The sequence below is a fragment of the Halorubrum aquaticum genome (genome assembly GCF_900113615.1).
In the GTDB taxonomy this organism is placed as follows: domain Archaea; phylum Halobacteriota; class Halobacteria; order Halobacteriales; family Haloferacaceae; genus Halorubrum; species Halorubrum aquaticum.
In genome coordinates, this window is sequence record NZ_FOPZ01000004.1 from 126,593 (window position 1) to 146,194 (window position 19,602).

General features: G+C 57.2%; 13 protein-coding genes. 5 read left to right on the forward strand and 8 right to left on the reverse strand.

From position 1 onward, the window contains the following. The first annotated feature begins 101 nt into the window (after nt 1–101). Nucleotides 102–590 (forward strand): metal-dependent hydrolase, encoded by a 489-nt coding sequence (locus F3H10_RS16540; RefSeq protein ID WP_223174222.1) that lies wholly within the window; start codon nt 102–104, stop codon nt 588–590. Between the two features lie 62 nt (nt 591–652). On the opposite strand, the gene F3H10_RS05255 is transcribed toward F3H10_RS16540, so the two are convergent. The 5 genes from F3H10_RS05255 to F3H10_RS05280 all read right to left on the reverse strand — a co-directional run bounded on the left by F3H10_RS05255 (nt 653) and on the right by F3H10_RS05280 (nt 14,584). After that, nucleotides 653–10,180, reverse strand: coding sequence for a VWD domain-containing protein (locus F3H10_RS05255; RefSeq protein ID WP_149783781.1), 9,528 nt, complete (start codon nt 10,178–10,180; stop codon nt 653–655). A 932-nt stretch (nt 10,181–11,112) separates the two neighbouring features. Continuing rightward, nucleotides 11,113–12,528 carry an ATP-binding protein gene (locus F3H10_RS05265; RefSeq protein WP_149783782.1) on the reverse strand — a complete coding sequence of 472 codons (1,416 nt, stop codon included), beginning with the start codon at nt 12,526–12,528 and terminating at the stop codon, nt 11,113–11,115. Between the two features lie 461 nt (nt 12,529–12,989). After that, nucleotides 12,990–13,427, reverse strand: a complete 438-nt coding sequence (locus F3H10_RS05270; RefSeq protein WP_149783783.1) for a hypothetical protein — start codon at nt 13,425–13,427, stop codon at nt 12,990–12,992. Continuing rightward, on the reverse strand, nt 13,424–13,957 hold the full coding sequence (locus tag F3H10_RS05275) for a DUF7342 family protein (protein WP_149783784.1): 534 nt from the start codon (nt 13,955–13,957) through the stop codon (nt 13,424–13,426). The genes F3H10_RS05270 and F3H10_RS05275 overlap by 4 nt, the downstream gene beginning before the upstream one ends. Nucleotides 13,958–14,131: 174 nt before the next feature. Further along, on the reverse strand, nt 14,132–14,584 hold the full coding sequence (locus tag F3H10_RS05280) for a helix-turn-helix domain-containing protein (RefSeq protein WP_149783785.1): 453 nt from the start codon (nt 14,582–14,584) through the stop codon (nt 14,132–14,134). Between the two features lie 115 nt (nt 14,585–14,699). Here F3H10_RS05280 and F3H10_RS05285 point away from each other — a divergent pair, with 115 nt between their 5' ends. The 3 genes from F3H10_RS05285 (at nt 14,700) to F3H10_RS05295 (ending at nt 16,538) form a co-directional block, all read left to right on the forward strand. Continuing rightward, the gene (locus F3H10_RS05285; protein ID WP_223174206.1) at nt 14,700–15,332 is read left to right on the forward strand and encodes an aminopeptidase; all 633 of its coding nucleotides are present in this window, start codon (nt 14,700–14,702) and stop codon (nt 15,330–15,332) included. A 193-nt stretch (nt 15,333–15,525) separates the two neighbouring features. After that, nucleotides 15,526–16,095: a DUF7342 family protein gene (locus F3H10_RS05290; RefSeq protein WP_149783786.1), complete on the forward strand. Its 570-nt coding sequence runs from the start codon at nt 15,526–15,528 to the stop codon at nt 16,093–16,095. Then, nucleotides 16,092–16,538, forward strand: coding sequence for a hypothetical protein (locus F3H10_RS05295; RefSeq protein WP_149783787.1), 447 nt, complete (start codon nt 16,092–16,094; stop codon nt 16,536–16,538). Before F3H10_RS05290 ends, F3H10_RS05295 begins: the two co-directional genes overlap by 4 nt. Nucleotides 16,539–16,675: 137 nt before the next feature. On the opposite strand, the gene F3H10_RS05300 is transcribed toward F3H10_RS05295, so the two are convergent. After that, nucleotides 16,676–17,167: a type II toxin-antitoxin system VapC family toxin gene (locus F3H10_RS05300; protein ID WP_223174207.1), complete on the reverse strand. Its 492-nt coding sequence runs from the start codon at nt 17,165–17,167 to the stop codon at nt 16,676–16,678. After that, on the reverse strand, nt 17,167–17,478 hold the full coding sequence (locus F3H10_RS05305) for a hypothetical protein (RefSeq protein ID WP_149783788.1): 312 nt from the start codon (nt 17,476–17,478) through the stop codon (nt 17,167–17,169). The genes F3H10_RS05300 and F3H10_RS05305 overlap by 1 nt, the downstream gene beginning before the upstream one ends. Before the next feature lie 289 nt (nt 17,479–17,767). On the opposite strand from F3H10_RS05305, the gene F3H10_RS15975 reads away from it, so the two are divergent. Then, nucleotides 17,768–17,908 (forward strand): hypothetical protein, encoded by a 141-nt coding sequence (locus F3H10_RS15975; RefSeq protein ID WP_188127869.1) that lies wholly within the window; start codon nt 17,768–17,770, stop codon nt 17,906–17,908. 63 nt (nt 17,909–17,971) lie between these two features. Here F3H10_RS15975 and F3H10_RS16430 read toward each other — a convergent pair whose 3' ends face one another. Next, nucleotides 17,972–18,094: a hypothetical protein gene (locus F3H10_RS16430; RefSeq protein ID WP_262488556.1), complete on the reverse strand. Its 123-nt coding sequence runs from the start codon at nt 18,092–18,094 to the stop codon at nt 17,972–17,974. Nucleotides 18,095–19,602: the final 1,508 nt, after the last annotated feature.

Below are 19,602 nucleotides of genomic sequence, written 5' to 3' on the forward strand. Positions count from 1 at the left end.
TCCAAGACTCTCACCGCAGCGGAAGGATCCGGTGTCGACCGGCACCATGCGACCCCTCCCGAAGGAGTGAACGGATATTGGTCGTCTATCTCATCTACTCGTTGTATTCTCGCTGGAGGATCGGGCATCCACCGATCGGCTTAACGGTCTTCACGCTCGGATTTGGGACACAATTTCCCGATCTCATCGATAAGCCACTGACGTGGACGATCCCACTGCTTCCGTACGGACGAACTCTCTCACACTCACTGATCACGTTCACGGAGATCGTACTCGTCTTACGAACACTCACACAGTACCCTGATCAGCGCACACTCGTCGGTGCGTTTGCGATCGGGTACTTCTCGCATCTGGTTGCGGATAGCATCCATCCAATGCTTTCACAGGAGTATTCTGGACTCGGGTATTGGCTTTGGCCGTTGACTCCAGTACCGGAGGGTGAATCCCGGAGTTTCATCGAATTCTTTCTCACGCTTGAAGCGACACCGATGATTGTGTTTGGAGGTGTCCTCACCGCCGTGGGCATCGTGGTGTGGGTGTCTGACGGGATGCCGGGGATACAGGACTTGTACGCGGAATATATTCGGTGAGATTCCCCAAATCTTCAGGCGGTTCAAGGCGAGTGCCTCGGGGCGCCCCGAGGCTTCCTGCTTCACCGTTTCTTTATTTGCCGTCCCACAAACACGGCCGCGAGGGTGAGCACAAACGCTACCATGATGAGCCCAACTCTGGAGAGCGGGAATTCTGTTGATTCATCACCTGGTGTGTCACCTTCTGCTGTTGCTGTCGAGTCATCTGTGGTCGATGATTCGCCAGTGCCCGTTTCATCCGTAGTCGATGGCTCCCCGGTGTCCGTTTCATCCGTAGTCGATGACTCTTCGGCGTCCGAAGACTGTTCTTCGACATCTTCACCGGCGTCATCATCGACTGTGACGATGAAGCGTGAGAAGCTATCCGTTTCAGCAGTCAGTACCACACGACCATTCTCCCTCGTCGTCTCCGTTTCGATCGGCTCGTACGTCTCGTCACCCGAACTGGCGTGAAGAACAACGAGGTCGTTGGTCGAAACGTTGGCGCTGACGGTTTTCAGTTGCGTTTCTGTGAGTTCCAGTTGGAGAGTCGCAGACCGATTGGCCACTCTCTCTGGTGTCCCGATATCCACGCCAGTAATGAATGGCTGGTCAGCAGCGAGTTGTGGACCGCGTGCTGGTGTAGAGTTGTAGACGCCAACGGTTAGCGATCCATCGATCTCAGTAGCACCGAACCGGACCCATTCGAGTGGACCGACTGAGACGTTGACGGTCGTTCCAGCAGTCGTGGGTTCCGTATCGCTGATCGTTGCCCTCTTCGTGGTCGATATCGACGGGCCGTCCGGTGTCTCAAGGTCGCCGTCTTGACCATCTGTGGTGTCACCGACACCGCCAGTAGTGCCACCACCACCGCCACCACCAGTAGTACCACTACCACCGCCACCATCAGCATCACTTTCCGAAGAGTCGTCGTCGGTCGCAACTGTTACAGAGACCGTCTGATTCGTCTCGATTCCTGCGGCATCCGCAACACGGACTTCGATTGTCCGGTTGTCACCCGGTTCGAGGTCGGTGAGTTCGTATCTCACGGTACTCTCGTTGACCCGAGCACTCTCTGTGACGGTGGTGCCGTCCTCGAGGACGCTCACTGAATCAGGGTCAACCCCGGCGGCCGTATCGTTGTAGCTGAACGCAACGGTCGTGTTATCGACAGTTGCGTTGAGATCTGTGTCATTCGTCTCGACCGTCACCGACGGTGGCGTGTTGTCGACGAGCAGACCGCGAGTGCTCGTGTTCCTGACGCCGGTCTCGCTGGTCGCGATGACGCCCAGCGTGTACACCCCGTCGGCGACCGGCTCGCCATCAACGGTCGTATCCCACGAGATCGTCTCCTCGCTCTCGAAGGCGCCCGTGACGTTCTTTTCGAGGACGGTTTGCGTTCCGTTGGCGATCACGACACGCACGTCGTCAGGAGCAGAATGGTCGGCTCCGACCGTAACGTCCAGTGGCTGGGCTTCGCTCGTCACCTGACCCGCTTCGACGGTCAGTTCCGGTGCCGTGAGCGTTGTCTCAGCCGACGTCGTATCAGTCGTCACTTCCGTCTCGTCTGCCGCCATCGACGCGGACGCGAGGTACGACGGATCCTCGGTGAGCGCATAGTCGAGAACTGCGTCACGGAACTGTGCCGTTCCGGGTTCGAGTCCGGCGTTCGTCGCCGCCTCGATCGCCACTTCACGATCATCTGCCGGGAGATCGTCGACCGTCACCGGATCGGACGGGTAGTTCGGATCGTAGAACCCGGCCGCGCTCTCACCCGCGTCGTAATCGAACAGGGAGTTCTCGGCCGTGACGCGGTAGTCCTCGCGGTACTGTCCGTACAGTGTCTCGAAGGACGGAGAGGTCGACAGCGTCGTCCCGTCCGCGAGCATGAGGTCGTTGTCCGGGTTCCCGTCCGGGCTTCCGAGGAGTCCCGTCATCGAATCGACGGCAGTTCGGTTCGGCTTGACGACCACGTCGAGACGATCACCCGCGACGGTTGCTTCCAGCCGTGAGTCACCATCGTCAACGTCGCCGTCTGCTCCCGGATAGACTACGATGTACGTTTCTGGCGTCCGGAAGATCTCCCCGTCGCCGACCGCGAGGGATTCTCCGGTTTCGAGCGAGCGTGCGATCCCGTCGACGGTCAGCATCTGTTCGTCGCGAGCATCAATGGTGACGGTCGTCCCGTTGAGTTCCGTCGCGACCGCCGAGATGACGCTCACGTCTCGATCGGCGACCGGCCGGAGGCGAGCCTGGACGTGCGGGCTGCCGTCGCTGTCGTTCGTGAGGATGAACTCGCCGGCGGCCTGGAAGTCGTAGGCGACGCCGTCATAGGTGGTGAGGTGTGGATCGCCGGTGGCGGAGCCGGACTCGTCACCATCCGGTTGTGTGGGTAGATCCAACACAGGATTCTCTTGTGGAATCTGCTCATAACCATTATTGATCATTTCCCCAATATCACTATACTTTTTATCATTAATACGAATAGCAATATTATCTTTTATCGCATCGGCTGGGCCCCGAATGAAAGGAGCAGCACTCAGAATAGAAATTATTTCTGGTTTGGCGTTTATACCTTCCGAATCCTTCCACACCGGCCCACCACTCTGTCCTCCGTAAAGCGATTCATCAAGCGGTCCACTGGTGGCTAATTGATGACACATATTATTAGATCTACAATCTCCGTATGTCCAAGGAGAGGTGCCTTGGCCATCACCAATTATGTCCCACTGTTCGGACTCTGGATACCCCGCTTTGTCTCTAGCAACGTAAGGGCCTTTTTTTGGATAGCCAGTTGCATGTACGTCATCAACTGAACTATCGGTGAAGAGGCTGTTTTCAGCGCCATATACTGGGCTATCCTCAGAGTAGCTTTCATAACCAAATGTTCCAGTTTCGGATGCTAATGTACTGTTGACATTTCCATTAAGATTGTCTATAACTGTCTCATTAATATCTCCATTAGGATCGTCTATTGTCAACACTGCCAAATCGTGGGTTCTCTTCTTTTTATTTGTCCACTTTTTGTAGGTTTGTATGTAAGTTACCCTCGCATTCGGCGCAATATTATTGCTTTTGTTGCTCCCTGGCACAAATCTAATTTCATCAGTATCTTCTATTACTGGTTTAGTTGCCTCTGTAGCCCATATTCTTTGACCACTCGAGATTAGTGAATCTCTTGAATAGTCACTACCATACACGCAGTGTGCGGCAGTAATAATATGGTTTTCATCAATAATAGTCGCTGTACAGTGTCCCTGTTCCCTGTAACCAGGGCTATTCCCACGGTTATTCCAAAGCACTAATTCCCCGACCGGGCTCCACGGATATTTGCGAGTTGAATTTATAACTCTTTTTCCACCTGTATAATCCATTCCTGGTAAGGATACATTCGATATTCGAACATCATTCGGTAGAGAAGCAGATGCCGAGGGGTTTGTTCGAGTATTTATGCTAGTTGTAATATTATTATACGTCTGATTCTGGGGATCGTACCCGACAATATTGTGTTCAACTTTAAGACTCTCAGACAATTTACTATCATCAGTCTTTGTCCACTCGTTATTGAGGTATGCTTCGGTAACCACCCGCACCTGCTTCGTTCCATTCGTGGACGGATCATACTCATAGCCGTAGAACCCAGTTTCATCGGACGAGATGTTCGTCCCCAAGCCTCCCCGAAAGACGTTCTTCTCCGCAGAGTTGTCGTTATTCGTATCCACATGGATCTGCACCCGTACGGGACGTTCGGGACCGTCGTTACGAACCTCCGGGCTGATCGTAACCGGCTGACCACCGTAGAAGCCACCGTCGCCGTTCTCATCACCCTCAAGCGTGACCTGCGACAGCCGCGGAGCCGTCCGCTGAACCGTCGTGCTCGCGCCGTTATCCACTGTGACGCTTGTGCTGCCCCAGAAGGAACCCTCAGGCCCGTACAGTTCGACGTTGTACTCGCCGGCAGTCAGCGTGGACCACGACCCAATACCACTCTGATTGGCCTGTCGGCTGTTCAGAATGACGAAGCTGTCATTGTAGAGTTTGATTTCGGCCCCGGGAACGATGTCACCGCTCGCGTTCGTCGCCGTCACCGACAGCGTGTTCGACCCGTTCAGTTCGGGTGGCCGGTCAGGCGTGACTGTCTCGTTGATATCGGTACTCGCGTTCTGCTGTTGCGCTGAGGAGAAGTAGCTCTCGTCACCCGTCAACGCGTAATCGATGAGCGCGTTCCGGTATGCCGACGTGCCCGGTGTGAGGCCGGCTTCTGCTGCGAGCTGTTCTGCTTCGGTACGCGTGTCCGGATCGATATCGTTTACCGTGAAACTACCACGGGGAATCGTTGGGTCGTAGTACGTCTCCGGACCGTTGTCACCTTCGTACTCGAACAGCGTCGTGTTCTCGGTGACTCGCCAGTCATCGCGGAACGACCCGTACAGCTCGTTGGAGTTGGACGGGTTCGACACCACGGTCCCGTTCGCGAGCGCGATATCGTTCGAACTGTTGTCGTCGATATTGCCGAGGATGCCCTCGACCGGGCGGTTTCGATCCGCATCGAGTCGGACTTCGATGTCGATCCGGTTGTCGAAGACGTCGACTACGACTCGTTCATCGGTTGGGCCGGGGTCGTCATCTTCGCCCGGATAGACGATCGCGTAGCTACTTCCAGTACGCTCAATCGTTCCATTGCCGACGGCGACTGCTTCACCATCGCTGATCTCGGTGGGTGTACCGTTGATCTGGACGGGCGTCGAATCGGTCACGTCGATCACGACTGACTCTCCGCCGACTGTCGTCGCGAGCGCCGTGTTGATCGTGACTGAGTTACTACGGTCGATCGGCTCCTGACGAGCCTGAATTTCGAGCGATCCCGCCGGCTCCCGGACGAGCGTGTACTCGCCGGCCGCCATGTAGTCGTAAGCAACCCCGTCGAACGTCACGAGGTGTGGGTCACCAGTCGACACGGCCGTTTCGAATTCCTCACCGACCACCGTCACCTGCCGTTGCGTCTCGTCTGCCGCAATAATGCCGTACGAGTATTCACCAGGGTCGAAGGAAGTCGGGGCAGTGAATCCGACCGTGGTGTTCGCTCCTGGCGCAAGCGTCAGTTCTCGCGTGCTGATCGTCTCGAGAGTGCCGTCTTGATCGACGTCAAACCCGAACGCAACCGATTCTGTCGTGTTGTTTGACGTGGGATTCGTGACCGTCGCAGAGACGGAGGGCCGCTGTGTTTGTGTAATCGTACTCGGGCCCTGAATGCTATCAACGACAAGCTGGTCCGTCGGATCCGACCCTGCTGGCTCATTTACAGACACGGTTACGCTATCGTTCGCGGATTCACTCGTGACCGCAGCAGTGATCTCCGGGACGTCCGACTCGTTCGTTTGGTACACGAACCTCTCCGTCGGCTGCTCTCTCGAGACGGGATCGGAATCATCGAACTGACGGAGAACGGTTAGATGTCCGTCCGTATCGGGACCGTACAATGCTCTCCCATCGGAAGCGAGGCTTCGATAACCCGTCACACGCTTGCCGGTACGCTGGATCAGTCTCCCATCAGTCGTAAACTGTCCGAGTTCGTTTGTATCGCTGGTGCCGACCCACAGCGTTTCGTTTTGATACGAAAGCCCCCTCGGACTGGTCGTATCGAGTGAAGCTCCCACATCGAACTGTGAGAGTTGTTCGCCCGTGTCTGGATCCAACTCTCGAACGCTATTGGACGTGACCTCGAGGACCCACAGCGACCCGTCTTCGTATGCGAGGTCGCTAGGATCGTATCGGTCGTTGGTGATCTGTGATCGAACGGCACCAGTCTCGGGATCGAGTTCAACGATCCCGCCTTCGAAGTTGGCATCCGTCGTGTCGGTAAACCAGAGTGAGCCGTCTGCATACGTGAGCCCACGAGGAGTGCCGTCAGGCGCGGCAAATTGCGAGACGATATCACCAGTCTCGCGGTCGATCTCTACTATGTCTCCGTTTTCGGTTACGTAGATGGAGTCTTCGGCGAGAGCGATTCCTCGTTGTCCCGAGACGTCGTAGTCTGATTTGGTTGTACTCGGTTCAATAGTCCGCGTTTCCACAATCTCACCGTCGACGACGAACTCGAGCTGTTCTCCATGGGTGGTGTCGTCGATGTCCGTGACGTTCGCTGTGACGCTCACCGTATCGCCGGCAACGACTGAATCGTTGAACTCCGTGATCGCCAACTCAAGTTCGGGTTCGTCGCGGATCGTCACGCCGAGATTGTCCTCGACATCTTCGGAATAGGTCGTGATCGTGTACGCTCCCGGAGCAAGCCCATCGGTTTCTACCGTGGTTTCGATCGTGGTGTTCTCTCCGGGGTCGAGTTCGACGGATTCACGCGGTCCGGAGACGGGGGTTCTGGTTCCGTCTTCAGTTTGGTTCAGTAGATCCACGGCGATCGTCTGAGAATCGGAGACGCCGCCGACGTTCTCGACTTCAACGACGACGGATAGATTCGTCTCCTCAGTGAGTGTGGTCTCAGTGGCGTTTGAATCGAGCGAGACCGTGAATTCCGACTCATTCAACACTTCAATACTCCCGGACCCGTCATCGTCGGTAGTTTCGACCGTAAATGGAAGCGTCTTCCCGGCGTCGACCTCGTTGGTTGGCGCCGTGAATGTAAGCTGTTGAGTCTCACCGGCTCCAAGTGTAATAGTGTCTCTCGTTTCGACGAGAGTATCGTTTACGGTGAACGTGACGTCTTGTGTTGTCTCTATTTCTCCGGTGTTTCTGACGGTAGTGTTTATCTCGATTATCTCTCCCGCAGAGACGGTTCCATCCGCGTTGATATTGGTGATTTCGAGCTGTTCATTCGCGATTGGTTCTCGAATACGGACTCCGTTTCCTGTCTGTGGACTCCCGCTGAGCGAGATGATCCGCTCACGGTCCAACTCCGCCCGCTGTTCGTCGACGATCACGAGATCCCATCGATATTCACCCGGATCCACATCGAGTTCGTTCAACGGGATCTCGAACTCGCCATCGCTATCTGCGTGATCGATCTCGACCTGATCGATGATCTGTTCACTAGGTGGGATCGTACGGTTATCACCCACGACCCGGAATTCGACGGTCCAGTTTTCACCGACGGCTGGATCACGCGTGATGGTGGCGATGTCCCCGTTCTGTTCGAACGTTGCCTCATAGCCCATTCCCACGAGCCGTTCGTCGGTGCTATCGATGACGTCTCCCTCCTCATCAACCAACTCGACGACGTACTCGTTGAACGTCCCGTCAGTGTAGATACCCGTATCTCCTTCGACGGTTACGTCGATATTGTCGGAATTCAACGCAGAATCACTGTCGGGGAACGGAAGAATCTGCGCTTGCGGCTCGCCGGTTCCGTCGTTCTGGAAGCCGAGCCGATAGATCTCATCGAGTGGAACCGTCCGCGCGTCGTTCGTCGGCGTGTACGTGACGGCGTCCCCGGTATCGGGATCGACGACCCGGAGCCGCAGATCGCCTTCACCGCCGAAGGTGACCGGGTCGTCGGTGTCGACGAAGATGTCGAGTTGATCTGCGTACACACTGCCGTCCCCGGTTGGTGTGCTAATCGTTGAAGAACCAGGGTTGTGTTCGATCGAGACTGGAGGATCGACCACGTTCTCGGATTCGACCACGACTTCATCGACGCCGAAGACATTGATCACCCGGTCGTCCAACTCTCCACCGCCCGGTAATCCGTCGTGGTCGTATAACTCGAGCCGGTACGTGTACTCGCCCGGCGGCACATCACTGACATCAACGGTGAAATTGAACGTCTCATCGCCCGCTTCGTTCTCGACTTCGACTGGCGCAAACTCGATATCGTTGCCCAGACTGAATGCGGCAACCCACTCGGAGTCAATCCCTTCGTTCAGGTTTTCGCGGGGAATACTGAATTCGATCTCACCAGCCGTGGCGTTTTGCTTGATCCCGTCGCCGATGTTGTATCCGATACCGATCAACCGTGGCTCAGTCGAGTCGACGACGTCGCCGTCCCGTAGCAATCGGACTTCGTACTCGGCGAACGGATCGGACGTTTCGGTCCTGTCGTTGGCGACACCATCGGCAAACATTCCAGTGTCACCGGAGACGGAGACGTTGATTCGCGTCGAGTCAGCAAGGATGGTGGCGGAATCTCCAATCGTTCCGTCGCCACTGTAAATCCCGAATCCGATCGATTCAGCAGAAACCGTCGGTTCACCGGCTTCTGGTTCGACGGTCACCGTTTGACCAGTCGATGGTTTCGCGATCTCGAACGCGACGGAACTGTCACCACCCACGGCGATCGAAGATTCACTGCCTCCGGGCACGATGTTGAGCTTCTCAGCGACGAGTTTCGGATCGCCTCCGATGCCGCTGGTACTTCCGGAGGACGGATCGTGCTCGATGGTCACTTCTCTTGCGGGTGGTTCCTCGGAGAGCGTCGTTAGCTCGGCGTCCGTGTAAAACGGGCTGATGACGACGTTCTCGAAGGCCGCAGCGCCGGAGCCGTTGAAATTACCACTTGGTCCATCAGACGCGCCCCAGTAGTTGTGTGTGGCGTTGCCTTCCGTCGCTTCGTCTGCGACGACACCCGCTCCCGAAACGTTTCGCAGTCGTGACTGTTTGATCGTCCACTGCCCTTCGGCTCTTGTGGCATCAACCGCGGCGCCGCCCGTCTCGCTGATGGTGACGCTGTCGAGTGTCCAGTCACCGTCGGTTTCTTCGGCGCTGACACCGTTGTTCGTCGCGCCGTCGATGGTCGAGTCCCGAACCGTCCAGTCGTCCGTCGCTCCGACGGCCCGGATACCGTCTTCGTTGTCGACGAACGTCGCGTTCGCCACCGTCCACTGACCGGTGGAATCCTCGGCGTTGATGGCTTCCTCGTCGGTGCCGTTTCGGACGGTGGTCCGCGAGATCGTCCAGTCGCCGGTAGAGTCGTCCGCGGAGATTCCGCCGGTCCGCCGGAACGTCGACTCACGAACGCTCCAGTCACCGGTACTCTCGAATGCGACCAGGCCGGTCGGTGTATCAGTCACAGTTACGTTGGCGACCGTCCACGAGGCTGGCGTCCCGGCAGCACCGACTCCGAATTCACTATCCGTGATCATGGTATCCCGGAGCGTCCACGCACCCTCGGATCCTCCCGCGCTGAATCCCGACCTCCATCCTGTGATGGTGAATCCGGAGATAGTCGGCGTGGCTGGCCCCAACACTTGGATCCCTGCTGGATAGTCGATCGACTCGTTCTCGACCGTTGCTCCATCCGGCGCAATAAGCGAGATGTTCTTTCTGATGACGACTGCCTCCGTGTACGTTCCCGGACGAACTTCGATCGTGTCACCGTCGGTCGCATCATCGATCGCCGATTGGATCGAATCGAAATCACCTACTGCTGGATCGGCCGCCACGACGATGTCCGACTGAACAGTGCCTGTACTCTCGGACTCACTGGTCGTGTTCTGTTCGGACCCCGGATCCTCGTTCGTGAGCGTTCCATCGTTTCCTTCGACGGTCGAATCGTGGGCCGCCGTTGCGAGACCACCAAAGGCGACGGACCCACCGACCATCGAGATGATCATGAGACACGAAAAAAAGACCGCATTAAACTGCTTGCGTGTCGTCGTCATGAGCCGACCCCACTCTCGGCAAGGAGACACAGAGAGTCCTGACCAGCAGTAACCACTCTCTTTTGTATCGACTGGTATTGACGACCAATATCGTGTAGAGCTGTATTGCTCGGTTCACAGTCGCTTATACAGACAAGGCGTTTGTCGACAGGAGGTGTTTTCAGGAACTTCGCAGATCTTCCGTCCTCAGTACAGCGATGAGAGTTGAAGCTCGTCGTTCTATGAGTCTCTACTCGCAATATTTTCCCCCGTTTATCAGCCACCATTAACCCCATCAGTGGGTAGATCTGTATATAGTAATACAGATCAAGACGTTTTTCTCGTCTGTCTCAATGTGTCGTTGAAGATCATCAAGCCCTGACTAAATCTGCTGTCTGTAAAATATCTGGCCTCTAATTTTCATGAATAAGGTTATTTTTCCAAGTAAATTTGTGTTTTTAAATCCCAATGTCGATGCGGCTCATCAGAACAGTCCATCCCCTACTTGCCAAGCGATGCCAGCCGCGAGCGAGTAAGAGAGTAGGTAACCACAATCGTTAAGACTCACATCGTGTATCTCCGTTGTGGATGTCGTTGCCCTCCAAAACAGCAGTTTTAATTCTTCGACACCGGGAGAGACAGATCAGGATCTACGATTCATGAGCACCCGCTACCGACTGCGTCTGGCCCACCGTCTATGGGTTTCATTCTCGATGGTCTCGAGAGTGAGGGCGTGGGGTCGTTGGCACGGGCGGGCTACGAGGCTTTGAACGTGCGGTTCGGCGGGCGCGTGAACGTGAACACGCCCGCGAACGTGGAGCAGGCGAGCGAGTTGACGCGTGGAGAATAGAAACTTCGGGCCGACGACGATCCGATGTCTCGTGATCCGACCGGGAGCCTTCGGCCGTCACGGTACCAATGGGCGTCGACTGGCTCCGTCAGCAATATTCGGCTCAGTGAGAGGGTCCATTCTCGAGAACGGCAACGGTATCGGACAGATCGAAGAGGCGGAGGTCATCACGTTCGTCTGCGGCTTCTTCGACGGAGGGGTTGAACCCGGAGCGGCTGAACAAGGCGAATTCATACGTCGGCTCACCACCCCCCGTGGGCGTCCAGTCGACGTGCTCCACGTCGTCTTCGAGATCCGAAAGTACAGCATAACTGAGGGGGGTACTCGTGAATTTCACTTCACCAGCGATCAGCGTTGACTCGTCAGTTGGCGCGACGATATCCACCTCCCGGCTCTTGTACCACCACTGGGTTGGCACTTGTGTGAGCTGGTAGTCTGAATAGAGTGCCGGCACCGCCTGGTGACAGAGCGATTCAAACGTTTCGCTGACGAAATCGGGCAATTCTGGTTCGATGAGATCCGTATAGACGTTCTCGCCGTAGAGTTCGTACTGCCCCTCGCGGCCGTAGAGATACCGAAAGTAAAACCGGAAGACAGGGTCTCGAATCCGGTATCGTGTCCGCTTGCTGCGTGCCGGGTCGGAGAGTGCCGGATAGTGTTTCTCGATGATTTGGAGCGTTTCCAGCCGGTCGAAGTAGTACGACGTGTTGGTGCTCTCGATCCCAGCCCCCTGAGCGATCTCGTTTCGACGACGGTTCCCGCTAGCCATCGACTCGAGCACGGAAAAATACGTGTTCACCTCGTTGAGCTCCATTTGGAGGACGGTTTCGGGCTCGTCGTGGAGTGGGCCATCCGGATCGCACAGCAGCCGCGTGATGTTCTCTCCGAGGCTCTGTGACGGATCGAGCGGGCTGAGATATCGGGGTGTGCCGCCGAAGACGCCATAGACGAACACCCGCTCTTCGGGATCGTACGTCGGCACGAACTCGTGGACGGTGCGAAACGGCAGCTGGGCGAGTTCGAGGCGGCCGTTCGGTGTCTGGGACACCCGGCCGTAGAGCGGTGCACCGCCATCGAGGACGTGGGTATGAATCATGCCGATCGCAGATCCCGTGAGTACGAGCGTTGCCTGGCTTTCGTGGACGGCCGTATCCCACAAATGTTGTATGATCGACGGGAGCCCGTCGTTCGATTCGATAAGGTACGGAAATTCGTCGATGACGATAATGGCGTCTCTCTCGGTGAGGTACGCCAAGAGCGGCTCCCACTCCTCTTTGACGGCCGTGATATCTGGATACGTCGTCGCTGCTGCCTCGACGAACCGCCTGAGTTGTGTCCTCGACGTTCCTTGGACCGCCTGATAGTACACCGCATCGTCGCGGTCAGCGATCGATCGGCGGACGAGTTCGCTCTTGCCGATCTGGCGACGTCCATAGACGATCGCGAGTTCCGCAGCATCACTCTTATAGAGCGTCTGTAACCGATCGAGTTCATCGACGCGATTGACGAACTGATCCATACCTCCAGTCAGGGTGGGAGGTATATATGTGCCTCGTAATTAGAGTCTAAATAATAATAGTTTGAACTATAATAGTTTGAACTACCATACTGAAGGTGGAGTTGCCGGATGCTTGCGTACCACGACGACCACACCGACGACTTCCGGATCTCGCCTTTGGAGTCTGTCTCCACATGACCGATAGCAAGCGGAAGCCTCACGCTTCACAGTAGTTGCCGAACCTCGAGTTGAGTGTCGCTGACTACCAACAGATCGTGTGGTCTCCGGTAGTTTTCCCGGAGACTGGTGGAATCATTTATATGCGCATTCATATAGGGGTAGCCATTAACATTCCTTTCAATTCGAGTAACAAGAATTAATCACAGAAGGTATTGATTCGACAACTACTGTTCAGGGCGGGGAGGAAGTCAAGCGGCTGTTGTACTGCGACGAGAGCATCCAGATCTCCGTCCTCGATGGGATCAGTCGGTGGCCGACTCCCACAGCGTGCCGACTCGGTCGTCGACCCACGGGAGCACGGTCTCCTCGAAAACACGCGTGAGATCCGTCGCGTAGTTCCGGTCGACCGCGGCGGCCGTGCCTGCGTCCGGAAGTGGATGGTAGTGATCCCGAGCGTTGTGTGGCTGGTCGTGTCGATCCCATCGACACCGTCGTCGGTCGCCGGCGCGTGTCTCGTGGTACGAGACGTGAAAGTCGCCGTTCGTGTACGCACGGAGCTCGAGCGAGACGCTCTCGACATATTCGGGATAGTACTCGGCGTCGAGCGTCACGACGAGGCTCTCCAGGTTGTTCGTGGGAAACAGCGACGTGTGTTCCACCTCGGGTCGGCGACCGAACGCGCGGGCGAGATAGCGCAGCGTCGCCTCGTCGACGGACCGTGACCGGTCGAAACCGGTCACGCGGCGTTCTCCTCGAGAGACGAGTCCGAGCCGCGATCCCGCCGGACGGCCTCCAGTCGGTCGATCCGTTCTCGGAGGGTGTGCCACTCGCTCAACGCGAGCCACACGTCCTCCAGATCGTCGTAGTCGGCGTGGTCGAACGCGTCCACCGCCGTCGGCGACGCCGCGTCGAAGCGCTCGCGAAACGTCGCCTCGCGGTCGGTGAGCTCGGCAAGGGCGTCGTGAAGCTCGTCATGTGACAGGTCCGCGAGCCGGTTCCGAAGCCGCCACTCGAAGTACGACTCGTTTCGGACGTACGTGAGCGGGGACTCCGAGACGGGTTCGATGACCCCGATGTGGGCCAGCCGCTCGAGATGCCGCCGGGCGGTGTCCGGCGCACACGAGGCGCGCTCCGCGATCGCCGACACGCCCGCCGGGTCGTACAGCTGGAGCGCGACCCGATACACCCGCTCGTCGGCGGGTTCGGACTCGAGGTCCGCGCCGAATCCCTCGGCGAGTCCGAACGCTCCGGCCGGATCGTCGGAGGTCATGGCAGTCGATAGTAGAAGTGGCTATATTATTCTTGTGTCGCCGATTCATGTAGTCTATCGCGATGGGTGATTTGTTCGATGTGGACAGCTGGATATTTCTGCCTGCTACCTCACCGTATCGAGTGTTTCTCTCAGTTGGTGTCGGTGGGGACTGACCGAGAGACACACAACCAGTCACTCTGGGCGGGGCATCGACTCGAGTTCGGCGATCTCGCCGGTCTTCTCGACGCGGGCGTACTGTCGCCGCCACGCGTCCGCCGGAAACAGGTCGTTCCGGTCGAACAGCTCCCGAGCCTCCTCGGTGAGTCGGTAGAACTTGTATGGGTAGCCACGCACGCGCTCTCCGGGCTCGACCACCAGTTCCGTGACCACACCGGCGTCCCGCAATACACCGAGGTGCCGCCGGATCGCATCCTCTCCGAGCTCCGGGTTCATGTAGTCGAGCTCCCGCACGCTCGGCGCACCCTGCGGGTGACCGACCACGTCCGCGATCAGGTTCGCACGGGGCCGGTCGGTGGCCTTTTGCAGCGCCCGCCACGTGTCGAACCCGTCGGGCGCCGACCCCGCGTTCGGCGCGTCCGTTCCGCCGGGATCCGTCGCGTCCGTCTCCGCGGTTCGAGGGTTCATACGCGCTCCTACGGACGGGGGAGAGATAAACACTTGGTCGCTGAATACAATCGATTGATCAAATAGTAACATAACCGATACTACTATTGGATCCCGAATTGGATGTCTCTGTAGGATGGACGAGGGAGACGACCACGCTCACAACGACACCCACGGTACCGCTCGAAACGACTCGAAGGGCGACCTCGTCGGGAGCGTCGAGGGGGCGGGTCTATACGACGGGGAGTCGCTGTCTCTGACGCCCGAGCAACACCAGCGACTCAAGAACGGACTACATGGACCCCGGTTCGACGATGTCCGCCGGGCCGATCGTCGGTATCTCGTGATCGGCAGCGGGTCAGGCGAGCATGGGGAGCGTCGCCGGCGGGTATGCGCTCGGTTGGACGACCGCCGGGACGCCATCGCGTTCAGGCTGGAGGAGTTCGGGTTCGACGCCGACGACCTCGATCTGTGGGCGCCAGCCTTCGAGGTGTTGTCGGCGCAGGCGACGTGGGTCATCGGCGTGATCGAGGACTTCGATGGCGGGCACGTCTGGGAGCTTGGCTATCTGTACCGCCAGCAGACGAGCGTGCGAGATGTGCTGTGGCTGCTAAAGCGCGTGTACGACGATCCGGACACACAGCGGGCGCAATACGAGAACGGGATGGCTGCCTCGCATCTGGCCGCCCTCGAGGTGGCGGTAGGTGAGCGGGTCCTGGAGTGGTCAACCACCGAGGAGCTCGACCGCACTGTGGAGGAGATCCCGTGACGGACCGTCAACACGCTCGTTTCATCTGGCTGCGATACGAGAGCGTGGTGACGTCGAAGGCATCGTCGTGACGATCGAGCGTGAGCACGTGATCGACATCCAGCTCGTCCATGTGTGTGGCGACGACGAGATCGTTAAAGCGGGATAATCCGTCCAAGAAAGTTTTATCACGTTTTGAGCCGTCTGGTGGGATATGGAGGATCCGGGTTCGGATATCCAAGCCGACACCGACGAACGGGCGCCGAACTTTGACGCGCTGACCCCGCCGGAGGAGGTTGTCCGTGGTGATCGAACACGGGACGACTTTTTCGATGCCGTGCTCGGACTCGACGACCCGGCGACAGCCAGCGAGGTTGCCGAGCGTGCGGGACACGGGGTCGACGCCGCACGTGAATACTTGGACTGGTTCGAACGGATGGGTATCGTCACCCGGGTCACGGACTCGCCGGTCACCTACGAACGGAATCAGGAGTACCTGAACTGGCGACGCGTCCAGACGCTCCGACGCGAATACGCTACCGAAGAGTTGCTTGCCCTGCTACAGTCGGAATCAGAGCGGGCGGATACACTCGCAGCTGAATTTGACGCCGAGTCCCCGACGGGCGTCTCGATCACACAGTATGCCGCAGCAAGCGACCAGTCTATCGAGGCGGTCTGGGAGCAACTCTCGTCGTGGAAAACTGCTCGTCGTCGTGTGTCTCTCCTCGAACGAGCACTCACTCCCACGTCCGGCGACGCCACGGATCTCGAATCCGCGGCATGACTGCCGGCTGCGAGGACGAGACAAGGAGTTCGATCTCCGGTGGGCCTATCGATTTCGACCGGATAGAGGTCATTCGGGAGCGTCTCGCGACGGATGATCGGTTCACCGAAGTTGATGACCAGCCTGGCTTCGCGCCCGAACGACTGGTCTGTCAGTACAATAGGCAACTCTACCCTAACCGGGTTCGGAGTGCCCGGTTAGAGATTGTCTGGTTCGAAAACGGGGACTTCTCGCTCCACTATCACGAAACCCACGAGACGGGGGCGTTCGATCACCGGTGGGATAGACATCCGTCTGGTCACAACGCTCGCGACCACGTCCATCCGGGACCAGAGGCCCCAACTCCCGGCAACGATACGACACACCCGACCGACTGGCGTGACGTTCTCTCGACGGTGCTTTCGGAGATCGAAGACCGCCAGCGTGGCTTCTGGACCCGGTAGTCCCGTCGATGGGGTTCGGTGATCGGTGTGCGGCGTCTCCCGCATGGACGCGGCCAGATAGGACGAGGCCGCCTCGATCGTCCCCTGACCGCGCCAAGCACCGCAGGAACGAGGCCATCGACACGCTCTTCTCATACCTAGCTGCGATACGGAAGCGTGGTGACGTCGAAGGCATCGTAGTGACGATCGAACGTGAGCACGTGATCGACGTCCAGTTCGTCCATGTGTGCGGCGACGACGAAATCAGTGAACGACGCGTCCAGATCCGTCCACTCGGTGAACGTCGCTTTGGCGTCGGTGAAGACGCTCTCGGAGACGGTTTCGAACCGATAGAGGGAACTCTCGTCGAGCGTTGTCAGGAACGAGACGGCGTTCGTCATCGACGCCTGTTTCTTCAGCCGGGTGGCCGCCTCATCGACGATGTGGTCGTTGACGATGAGTCGTCGATAAGGGAGATCACCGTCACGAAGGAAGGTCATGAACGCTCGCGAGACGGCGTGCATCTGGTCGCGAGGATTGAACAGCGCGTAGAGAAACTTCGGGCCGATGACGATCCGATGTCGGACGTGCCCCGGCCGGAAGTGTTCGGCTGTCACGGTACCGATAGGCGTCTCGACTGGCTCTGCCATTATCGAGACTGCCCAGGAGCGTCGGCGAGCGTGAACGATTCGTCGCTTCCGTCCCACTCGTCGATGAGATCCGTTTCAGTGCGGGCGTCGGTCTCAGCCGACTCCGGCAAGGAGTCCTCCTCGAGGGTCTCGAGAACGGTGAACGCCTGATCGTTTGGGTCCGCTCGCTGCTGTCGATCGATCCATTCGACCAGCGCCTCGCGTCCGGCCTCCTTGAGTGACAGTCCGTGTTCGTCCGCGAACGCTCGGAATCGTTCGTATTCGTCCGCGTCGAGCTCGGTTTGAACGTGCTTGGTGTCGTTACGGCTCATGAGAGTCGATCGCCGCTCTCAGATAGCGTCTCATGAGATATATAATGATCGCATGAATAGGTACATGACATCAGTCGGCGGAGTTTGAGTCGATCGAGTCGAGGCCGGGCTCGACGACGAACGATACCGACGAATCGCCGGTAGCTAGCAATGTTTTAGACCGAGGAGTTGGCTCTGATCGGTGAGATCGACGAATGGCGAGACGAACTCGTCCAGTACAGACTGGACCAGTTGACCGGTGACCCCTCGAACCCGAACGATCAACGGCGTTCGAAATATCCGTTTCGGTATGGCCACGGAGGACAGGACGGAAACAGCATCTCCGCTCGATGAGGTGATAGAGGACATCCGGCGGGAACTGGTCCGGCGGGTGGCGGCGGACGACCGAGATTCGAACCGGAACATGTACGACGCGCTCAAAAACGAGTGATAAATATCTACGACCCCTTGGATATATATTTTCCCAGAGCATAGAGGAAAATAAAAACTGCCGTTAGAATTCAGACTCGAATTCTTCCTTATCAGGCAGCATATCGAGTGCTTCCTCGGCAGAAACGGCTTCTGAGGACTCGTCACTGTCCTCGTCTCCGTTTTCGCCAACTTTGGGGGCAGACATACTATCTGTTTATCGGTGTGGCGGTGAAACCGCCTCGGTGTACGTCATGCTACAACGTGACGCTACATAAATATCCGCATCAGCGTCAGAACGTGGTCTGTAGAGGACTTGTCGGATTCACTCCCGCCGTAAACAGTAGTTGCCGAACCTTGAGTTGAGTGTCGCTGACTACCAACAGATCGTGTGGTCTCCGGTAGTTTTCCCGGAGACTAGTGGAATCATTTATATGCGCATTCATACCGGGGTAGCCATTAACATTCCTTTCAACCCGAGTAACAAGAATTAATCACAGAAGGAATTGATTCGGCAACTACTGTAAACGCCGGGATTCTCTCCTCGAAGAAAGATAGCAACGAACCCGAACGCGCCGAAGCCGATACGATTCGGGCTTTAGAACCCGATCGACCGGACAACAGTGGTACTTAACCGCCATTGTGACGAGACGGAGGTCCCGAGTTCGGTGACGCCAGCCCCCAGACTGTCGACGAAGCGCTCCCTCTGGAGTGATCGCTAGCCAGACCCATAGTGTCCTGATCGCGATAGACGCCACGATCGGCCGGATCACGGGTTTCAAGCCGCTTCTCGTCCATTTCCTGGTATGAGAATCGTGTAGGATCGCGAGCACAGTAACGGTGGGCCGACCATCGAGGAACTCGACAGCGCTGTGGAGGAAATCCCGTGACAGGCTCTTCGACTACAGTAGTCTGGACTACGAGGCAGTACGACTCCGAATTGATCGCGTAAGCGACACCACCGATCGCTCTTGTGGTTTCTTGCCGTACCTCACGGCGTCGCCACATTAACTCACAGACCAGCCAGCAGATCACACAAGAACTCACGATTTGATGCGTTTTGCGGGCTTTTATACACTACATTCAATTAGGGGGTCAATTAGTGGGACAAAACTTACGACGAACTTAGATGAGTGGTATATCGATAAAAATCGCATGACGTGAGGGAGTTAGCGGATTCAGATACGACTGATAATAGTAATAATAAGAACCAACTCACTACGGCTGTGAGCCCAGTATCGACACCTCCCGGCCCGGAGGCAAGAAAATTCACATCGGGATAGCAGTGTCGAGGACTCCTGGCGACACAGTACGCAAACCCAAGACAGAGGCACCCAAGTTCAGCCTAACAAGGTGGAGCCTCCAACCCTACAGAGCGAGTGTAGGAGCGAGGAAGATAAGGGAGTTCACTTCTCGTTTCGGCGTTGACCCACTAGCAAGCCAGAAGAATTCACCTCGGAGTCACTCCACGAACCCTCTCTGCTGCGCTGTCGAAGCGGTGGACGGACAGGACTGGCGATCCCCATGTCTGGGAAAACTGCTCGTCTACTGGAGAGATACTCTCATATTTCATATATTTTCTCGAGTCGCGTCAGCCCCCCAATTTTGACTCGGTTTCTCACCTCAGCATCGGCTGGAGGATCTCCAGATTTTGAGGCCAGAAGATATCTGTTCGGTTTCATCGAATATCCGCTCGCCGATCCAACTATCGGTGTT

What these genes read in the sequence shown, in the direction of transcription:
- F3H10_RS05255 (WP_149783781.1), bottom strand. Translation starts at nt 10,180, where the DNA reads ATGACGACGACACGCAAGCAGTTTAATGCGGTCTTTTTTTCGTGTCTC.
- F3H10_RS05265 (WP_149783782.1), bottom strand. Translation starts at nt 12,528, where the DNA reads ATGGATCAGTTCGTCAATCGCGTCGATGAACTCGATCGGTTACAGACG.
- F3H10_RS05275 (WP_149783784.1), bottom strand. Translation starts at nt 13,957, where the DNA reads ATGACCTCCGACGATCCGGCCGGAGCGTTCGGACTCGCCGAGGGATTC.
- F3H10_RS05280 (WP_149783785.1), bottom strand. Translation starts at nt 14,584, where the DNA reads ATGAACCCTCGAACCGCGGAGACGGACGCGACGGATCCCGGCGGAACG.
- F3H10_RS05285 (WP_223174206.1), top strand. Translation starts at nt 14,700, where the DNA reads ATGGACGAGGGAGACGACCACGCTCACAACGACACCCACGGTACCGCT.
- F3H10_RS05290 (WP_149783786.1), top strand. Translation starts at nt 15,526, where the DNA reads ATGGAGGATCCGGGTTCGGATATCCAAGCCGACACCGACGAACGGGCG.
- F3H10_RS05295 (WP_149783787.1), top strand. Translation starts at nt 16,092, where the DNA reads ATGACTGCCGGCTGCGAGGACGAGACAAGGAGTTCGATCTCCGGTGGG.
- F3H10_RS05300 (WP_223174207.1), bottom strand. Translation starts at nt 17,167, where the DNA reads ATGGCAGAGCCAGTCGAGACGCCTATCGGTACCGTGACAGCCGAACAC.
- F3H10_RS05305 (WP_149783788.1), bottom strand. Translation starts at nt 17,478, where the DNA reads ATGAGCCGTAACGACACCAAGCACGTTCAAACCGAGCTCGACGCGGAC.
- F3H10_RS15975 (WP_188127869.1), top strand. Translation starts at nt 17,768, where the DNA reads ATGGCCACGGAGGACAGGACGGAAACAGCATCTCCGCTCGATGAGGTG.
- F3H10_RS16430 (WP_262488556.1), bottom strand. Translation starts at nt 18,094, where the DNA reads ATGTCTGCCCCCAAAGTTGGCGAAAACGGAGACGAGGACAGTGACGAG.